This is a genomic window from Streptomyces sp. NPDC006655 (genome assembly GCF_040703965.1).
Classification (GTDB): domain Bacteria; phylum Actinomycetota; class Actinomycetes; order Streptomycetales; family Streptomycetaceae; genus Streptomyces.
In genome coordinates this window covers 40950-47577 of record NZ_JBEYJU010000068.1, presented here as the reverse complement: position 1 = coordinate 47577, position 6628 = coordinate 40950, and the positions used below count along the sequence as shown (strand labels likewise).

The 6628-nt window shown below is 68.8% G+C and carries 8 protein-coding genes; 7 read left to right on the top strand and 1 reads right to left on the bottom strand.

The genetic code is table 11. The annotated features are described in order from the left end of the window. Positions 1 to 235: 235 nt before the first annotated feature. A complete protein-coding gene (locus tag AB0958_RS31260; RefSeq protein WP_366893833.1) occupies positions 236 to 742 on the bottom strand; it encodes a hypothetical protein in 507 nt (168 codons plus the stop codon). 328 nt (positions 743 to 1070) lie between these two features. Here AB0958_RS31260 and AB0958_RS31255 point away from each other — a divergent pair, with 328 nt between their 5' ends. From AB0958_RS31255 to AB0958_RS31225, 7 genes are all read left to right on the top strand, one after another. Further along, a complete protein-coding gene (locus AB0958_RS31255) occupies positions 1071 to 1589 on the top strand; it encodes a DUF1203 domain-containing protein (RefSeq protein WP_366893832.1) in 519 nt (172 codons plus the stop codon). A 172-nt stretch (positions 1590 to 1761) separates the two neighbouring features. Next, complete coding sequence (locus AB0958_RS31250; protein WP_366893831.1) at positions 1762 to 1938, top strand: hypothetical protein; 177 nt, start codon at positions 1762 to 1764, stop codon at positions 1936 to 1938. Positions 1939 to 2074: 136 nt separating this feature from the next. After that, on the top strand, positions 2075 to 3217 hold the full coding sequence (locus tag AB0958_RS31245; RefSeq protein WP_366893830.1) for a hypothetical protein: 1143 nt from the start codon (positions 2075 to 2077) through the stop codon (positions 3215 to 3217). A gap of 373 nt (positions 3218 to 3590) precedes the next feature. Further along, on the top strand, positions 3591 to 4067 hold the full coding sequence (locus AB0958_RS31240) for a hypothetical protein (RefSeq protein ID WP_366893829.1): 477 nt from the start codon (positions 3591 to 3593) through the stop codon (positions 4065 to 4067). Between the two features lie 200 nt (positions 4068 to 4267). Further along, positions 4268 to 4438, top strand: coding sequence for a hydrophobic protein (locus AB0958_RS31235; protein WP_366893828.1), 171 nt, complete (start codon positions 4268 to 4270; stop codon positions 4436 to 4438). A 617-nt stretch (positions 4439 to 5055) separates the two neighbouring features. Beyond that, positions 5056 to 5415: an STAS domain-containing protein gene (locus tag AB0958_RS31230; RefSeq protein ID WP_366893827.1), complete on the top strand. Its 360-nt coding sequence runs from the start codon at positions 5056 to 5058 to the stop codon at positions 5413 to 5415. Between the two features lie 95 nt (positions 5416 to 5510). Beyond that, positions 5511 to 6356 carry an RNA polymerase sigma factor SigF gene (locus AB0958_RS31225; protein ID WP_366893826.1) on the top strand — a complete coding sequence of 282 codons (846 nt, stop codon included), beginning with the start codon at positions 5511 to 5513 and terminating at the stop codon, positions 6354 to 6356. The last annotated feature ends 272 nt before the right edge of the window (positions 6357 to 6628 follow it).

The window sequence follows — 6628 nt, the reverse complement described above, 5'->3', positions numbered from 1 at the left end:
AGACCAGGACCGTCACCTCCACCCCGGCGCGCAGACTCACCTCGGCAATGCCGGCGGCGGCGCACCCTGAGCGCACCGAAGCGCGCGGCCGGCGACATCGGCCGCGCGCCTTATCGGTTCCTCAGACCGTGACCGGTCCGTACCCGCTGCCGACGTCGCCGCGGATGTCGGCCAGGAACTGGTGCCCCCGATGGGGCTCTGACGCAGCTTCTGTGGTGCTGCCGCCGAACACGCCCTAGCAGTACATGTCCGAGCCCTGGCTCTGGACGCCCGTCCCCGAGAAGTTCCATGTCGGGGTGTAACCGGTGCAGATGGGGTTGCCGTGGCTGTCGGTGAACTGGACGTCGCCGAGGTAGTTCCGGTCCGTGCTCGGGTAGGAGTTGATCGGCAGGAAACCCGAATCCCACCACGCGGTCCCGTCGAAAACGATCGTCGGAGACTTCGGACCGAGCGCGAAGGAGCCCCTGGAGGAGTTGAAGACGTTGATGTAGCCGTGCGAGCCGGTCCAATTCGTATTGGTGATATGCGCCTCCGTGTAGGCGGTGCGATCACACGAATTCCAGTCGAGGGAGAAATAGCCGATGGTGTGACCGCCACTCCAGATGTTGCGGGTCGGACCGAGTTGGGACTTTCCGCACGAGGCGGCGGCAGCGGGGCCGGTGATTGCCATGGTCAGACCGCTCGCGGCGACTGCGAGTGCCAGCGCGGTGGCGCCGGCCCGTGTACGGGCGTGCAGCTTCATGCAGGCTTCCCCCTTGGTGAGTTGGCTGGGATCGCGGCCTGCCAGCACCGGCTGACAGCCCCACAGGAAACGCTACGAACGCGCATCCTTCACCTGTCCTGCATGCGTCCTGGATCCGTCCTGGGTCCTTTCTTGCGCACTCCATTCACATGAGCGCATGCGACCCGAACAGCGAGATGCCGAGAAGGCGTGAGGGTCGTGTCGAGGCGCGCTGCGGTCGGCAATGCGCGCCGACCTTGAAACTCTTGAAGGGGGCGTGCCTCGCGGGCACCAACGTGACGTCCGTTTCCTGCCAGCAGTCGCCCGTGCGTCGCTTCAGCATGGGCGTATGACCAGATACACCGTGCTCCCCGTCGAAGCAGCCGTCGTGAAGGAACTGCGGGTCGTCGACGACGCGGGTCGTCCCTGTGCCCCGTACGTCGCGACCGGCGACGACGTGGGCTCTCCGCTGCGCTGCTGTCTGCGCCCCATCACGCTGGGTGAGCGGATCGCCCTTGTCTCGTACGCCCCGTTGCGTCGCTGGGCCGCCACGCGGGGTGCAGATCCGGGCGCGTACGACGAACAGGGTCCCGTCTTCATCCATGCCGATGACTGCGGCGGGTTCACCCCCGGGGAGAACTACCCCTTCGCTCGGCCGGGAGCCCTGCGTACCGTGCGCCGCTACGACGCCCGGGGCCATATCGCAGGCGGCCGCCTTCTGGGAATTCCGGCCGACGCCACGACTGGCTTCGACGCAGCCTTCGACGATGCGTTCGGCGATCCGGACGTGATGCTTGTACACGTCAGGGCAGTGGAATACGGATGCTTCCACTTCGAGGTGCGACGGCCCTCCGTCAAGGAGCAGTAGGAGCCGTACTACCCAGAGTTGACCTCCCTCGCCACCGCGCAGCAGCCCGGTTGCAACAAGTGGCTGCGCAAGGCCGCCGAGTTGCTGCGGCGAGTGGCCCGGGTGCCGGCGACCGACACCTCCAGAAGCCGGACGCTCCCGCGAGCCTGTCAAACGCTCTTGGACGTGGCCGATGGGCCGAGTACGGGTACTGCGCCAGCCCCAGCCGTTTCTTCTCGCATTCGCGCTGACCGGTGCCGAGGCCGACGAAAACGAGACCCTGCTCGACCTGCTCGACCTGCTCGCCGCCCTCGAACGCACTCTCAGGGAAGCTGCGGCGGCGGCAGTGAGTACGCATGAGTACACGTGAGTACCCGTACTCAAATCCCGCGTAGCAGGCTGACCTTGCCTTCGGTGTCTGATACATCTGTCGCCGTTGTCATGCTCCGTCGAACGGCGGCGGAAGCGGGGGACCCGCAGGAGCGGGTAGAGGGTGGGAACACAGGATGACGTATCGGCGTGTGTTCGGGCCGGCGCTCTTCGGGGCGTTGCTGCTGGCTGGACTGCTCTGGTGGGCCGGCTCCAGCGCTCACGCACTCAGTCTGCCCGGCGCCACACGGTTCCTCGGCCCCGACCAGGCGAACCAACTGGTCACGTGGACGATGCCGTGGTCGACCGGTCTCCCGTCCTCGAACCAGTTCACCGATCCCGCCGGCGCGGCCGGTCACGGCGCGGACTACGCGGCTCTGTGGCAGACCGCCATGGGGGTGCGGTACGCCGCACTCGTCCTCCTCTTCGCCTGTGGCGCGCTGCCGCTGCTGCGCCGGCTCTCGGGCCGCGGCGCCGGGCGCACCGCGGTCTGCGTGGCGGCCCTGTGGGGATGGGGCATCGTCGCGGCCATGCTCGCCGTCGCTGTCTCCGCGCCCTGGATGGTCGCTTCCGGCGGATCGGCGGCCTTCCGGCTGCTGCCCCACCTCGCGAGCTTCATGTCTCAGGGCCGCGAACTCCCGGTGGGCGCCGCCTTGGTGGCCGCGGCGGCGGCCACAGGTCTCATGGCACTGCTGCGGAGCGAGGCGGCGTCGGAACCGCGCCCGGCCGTGCCGACCACGGCCACCGCACGGCTTGCCGCGACCCTGGGCACCGCCGTGGTCGCTTTTGCCCTCGTCGTGCTCTCCAACGACCGGGTAGCCGGGCACATCCAGACCGCGTTCGACGGCGGGGGGCGGCTGTCCGAGCCCGGTGACCTGCTGCGGCAGTGGATCCAGCTCAGTGCCTGGACCATGCCCACCAGCTCCACCTTCGGGCACTGGCTGCTGTACCGGCTCGGCGACGTGGCACTGCTCGTCCTGGTCTGGTGGGGGCTGCGGCTGCTGCCCGTCCTGCTCGACCGCGTCACCTACCCCGCCTGCGCGCTCGGCGCCGTCGCCGCCACCACCCTCGGCGTCGAGGTGAGTGAAATCTGGACCTCGCTGCTCTCCTACCAGGGCACCACCGCCGGACCCCTGCTCTACTACGTCTCCCTGGGATCAGGCGTGTCCGCGGCCCTCGTCATCGGCGTCCTGGCCGGCTGCGTGTGCGCGGCGACCGTGCGGCTGCGCAGCCGCACGCGACCGCCTGCCCCAGCCACGGCACAGACCCAGCCTGCCTGACCGGCCCGCAGTGGGTGGAGTGGCGCGGCGGCCCTGTCCACGAGTTCAGCGCCCCGCTGACGGCCGTGCCCGCGGGTCAGTCGGTCAGGTTTCAGCACGCCGACGCCGCTCCCGCTCACGAAGGCCACGAAGAGGATCCGCGCGGTGCGCTGCGACGAGAGCGCCGGCTTCCCGGCGGCGGGTTCGGGCGTGCTGGGTGGATCAGGATGCGCGGACGCGGGGGTGTGCGCCGCGCGGTCGGCGGTCCAGCTGCGGCTCTCTGCGTGAGAGCGTCCGGAAGAACCGGCAGCGGCCTGACCCCTGAATTCGCTGGACTGCTGATCAGGGCACTGTCAGGCTCCGCCTCGTGGAAATTCTCGATGTCCTGACCAGCATGGCGAAGACAGGTCGACTGGGCCCGGTGTTCAGCGGAGTCGACTGGAACGACGTGACCGCAGCACTCGGCGAGCCGTGGGACATCGGAACAATGAGCCGGGACAGAAGGTGGCCGCGGCTCTTCGCCTACGGGGACCTCGAGCTGAGTGTCTGCCGCTGCCGCAAGGTTTCCCTCATCTGCGTCCAGACCTGGCGTGACGTCGTCGAACTCCCTTCGCTGGGTGTCGGCGGGACGGCCACCTTCCCGGCAGGGCTCAAGCACGCGGACGTCGTGTCCGCCTTGGACAGGGCCGGTTGTTCCTGGGAGCCGCATGCCGCGCTGACCTTCGGCAACCAGTGCTCGCTCACGGCGATCGCGTCCGGAGCGAACTTCACCTTCGAGATCCCCGAGGGCGAGGAACCCGTGCTGAACGTCATGGGCCTGCCCGGCGCCCGACACGACTGCTCCGCACGGACCGCAGGCCCAGATCACTGACGCAGGCCGCCGCTCGAGCTGGGCGACAAACGCCTGTCACCGAAGGTGCACGAAGCCACATGACCGTGGTGTATCAGCTGCCGGAGAGGGGGAATCGGGCATGGCGCGCGCATATTCCCTTCATCTCGCGGAAAAAACTCATGATTTGTGTGCTTGTAGGTGCGGAGTAAGGGCATTCGGTGGCCAGGAGGTTGATAACGATGGTTCCCCTGCTTCTGGTTCTTCTGCTGGCTCTGATCCTCTTCGGTGCGGGCTTCGCGCTGAAGGCGCTGTGGTGGATCGCGGTGATCGTGCTGATCGTGTGGGCCCTGGGCTTCGTCGTCCGGTCCGCGGACGGCGCAGGCCGCAGGGGTCGCTGGTACCGCTGGTAGACCCAGGTCCTCAGCGTGAGGAGCGCTGCCGTAGCGGAATATGACGTGGGCCCGGCCGGGAAGGCCGGGCCCACGTCATGCAATACGTGCATACCCGCTCAGACAGAGCGGACAGATCGGGGCGTACCGGGTGCATCAGAGGGTACGTGGGGGATGCACCGGCCCCGCAGAAGCAGCAGTGGAACCCTGCGCCTCCTCATTTCTGCGGGGCTGCTGCACGCGATGTCCGGGGTGCCGGCCGTCCTGGAATTGCCCGCGACCGCCACGTCCTGGCCTGAGTGCCGGGCGCGCAGTTCGCCGTAGCCGTCGGAGGCCCGCACGAACAGGAACCGTTGGTCGCCCTGCCCGTTGCAGGTCCACTGGGTCGGCTTGACCAGGATTTTCAGAGACACATGTCACGGTCGTCGCTAACGTCGGTGGCTGACAGCGATCCGTCTGCCTGGGCAGGCGGGGGTGATGGACAGGCATGCTCCCATCACCGCAATCCCCACCGGGACCACCCGGTGCGACGGCCGGCCGCCCATGTGCTCGCCCGGCACCCATCCGTATCCGACAGCCCGCCGCCCGGCGGGCGGCGCCCTGACTGTTCGTGTCACTGCTGCCGAGGGAGGCTGCAGATGAATGGTGCTGGAGGGATCACGACCCTGGTCGCCCGCGACAGCGGGGTGCACTCGGTGGGGGTCTTCGGCGAGCTGGACACCTTCACCGGCGACGAGCTGGTCGCGGTTGTCCGCGAGTGCCTTGAACAGCAGCCTGTCCGTCTGGTGGTGGACCTGTCCGCGGTGTCGTTCTGCGACGGGGCGGGAGTCAGGGCTCTGATGACGATGAGGGAACTGGCCGTGCAGGCGGGGACGCTGTTCGCCCTGACAGGCCTGCGGGCGCCGTCCCTCATCCGGGTGCTGGAGATCACGGGGTGCGACGCGCTGTTCGGGCTGAGCCGACATCCGGCAGCGCACCCCGACTCGTCGGCCTGCTGAAGTTGTGTGCGCATGACCTGCGGATGCCGGGGTAGGCGGGCTGTCGTCGGTCCGTGGCGGGCCGGCAGCGTGCAGGAACAGGGGAGGGAAGCGTCATGACGACAGTGGCTGCGGCGAAGACGGGTACGAAGGCAAGTGGTCTGCCGGAGGTTGCCGACCCCTCCCAGGTGGCGCCGAAGGACGCCCGGCAGCTGTCGCGGTTGTTCTTCGACCAGCTGGCGGTGCTGGAGGAGGGCACCTCGGAGTACCAGTACGCGCGCAACACGCTGATCGAGATGAACATGTCCCTGGTGCGCTTCGCGGCGGGGCGGTTCCGCAGCCGCGGTCCGGAGGAGATGGAGGACATCGTCCAGGTCGGCATGATCGGCCTGATCAAGGCGATCGACCGGTTCGAGCTCACCCGGGAGGTGGAGTTCACCTCCTTCGCCATCCCCTACATCGTCGGCGAGATCAAGCGGTTCTTCCGCGACACCACCTGGGCCGTCCACGTGCCGCGCCGCCTCCAGGAGGCGCGCGTCCAGCTCGCCCGCGCCACCGAGGAACTCCGCAGCCGCTTGGACCGGGACCCGACGGTGAAGGAGCTGTCGGAGCTGATGAGCCTGTCCGAGGACGAGGTCCGTGAGGCCCGCCTGGCCTCCAACGGCTACAACTCCTCCTCCCTGGACGCCGCCATCAGCGGCAGCGAGGACGGCGAGACGGCCCTGGCCGACTTCATCGGCACCGACGACCAGGCCCTCGAACTCGTCGAGGACTTCCACGCCCTCGCCCCGATGATCGCCGCACTCGACGAACGCGACCGGCAGATCATCCACATGCGCTTCGTGGAAGAACTCACCCAGGCCCAGATCGGCGAACGCCTCGGCGTCTCCCAGATGCACGTCTCCCGACTCCTCACCCGCTGCCTGGCCCGGCTGCGCGAGGGCATGCTCACCACCCGCTGACAGCAGCACACGCCCGGCCCCAGCCGCCCGACCACACCGCCGCCGCACCGGCCGGCCACGCAGGAGGGCACGGGAATCCGGCGCGGTCCACGCGTCCGGCGGCAGGAACCAGTGGCCGGTCATGAGGTGTACGCCGCCAGCGCGTCGTCGGCGCCGGCAGCGATTCTGCCGGCGCGATGGTCCCTGGCGGATTGAAACAGCCCACGTACTCCGGTCGACGGGGGCGCGGCCCTGCCGCGTTCCCCGCCGTCGCCGGTCCTGCCCTGCGCCTA

Coding starts and splice junctions, on each gene's coding strand:
- AB0958_RS31230 (WP_366893827.1), top strand. CDS start 5,056: ATGAATGGTGCTGGAGGGATCACGACCCTGGTCGCCCGCGACAGCGGG.
- AB0958_RS31240 (WP_366893829.1), top strand. CDS start 3,591: ATGGCGAAGACAGGTCGACTGGGCCCGGTGTTCAGCGGAGTCGACTGG.
- AB0958_RS31235 (WP_366893828.1), top strand. CDS start 4,268: ATGGTTCCCCTGCTTCTGGTTCTTCTGCTGGCTCTGATCCTCTTCGGT.
- AB0958_RS31255 (WP_366893832.1), top strand. CDS start 1,071: ATGACCAGATACACCGTGCTCCCCGTCGAAGCAGCCGTCGTGAAGGAA.
- AB0958_RS31225 (WP_366893826.1), top strand. CDS start 5,511: ATGACGACAGTGGCTGCGGCGAAGACGGGTACGAAGGCAAGTGGTCTG.
- AB0958_RS31250 (WP_366893831.1), top strand. CDS start 1,762: ATGGGCCGAGTACGGGTACTGCGCCAGCCCCAGCCGTTTCTTCTCGCA.
- AB0958_RS31245 (WP_366893830.1), top strand. CDS start 2,075: ATGACGTATCGGCGTGTGTTCGGGCCGGCGCTCTTCGGGGCGTTGCTG.
- AB0958_RS31260 (WP_366893833.1), bottom strand. CDS start 742: ATGAAGCTGCACGCCCGTACACGGGCCGGCGCCACCGCGCTGGCACTC.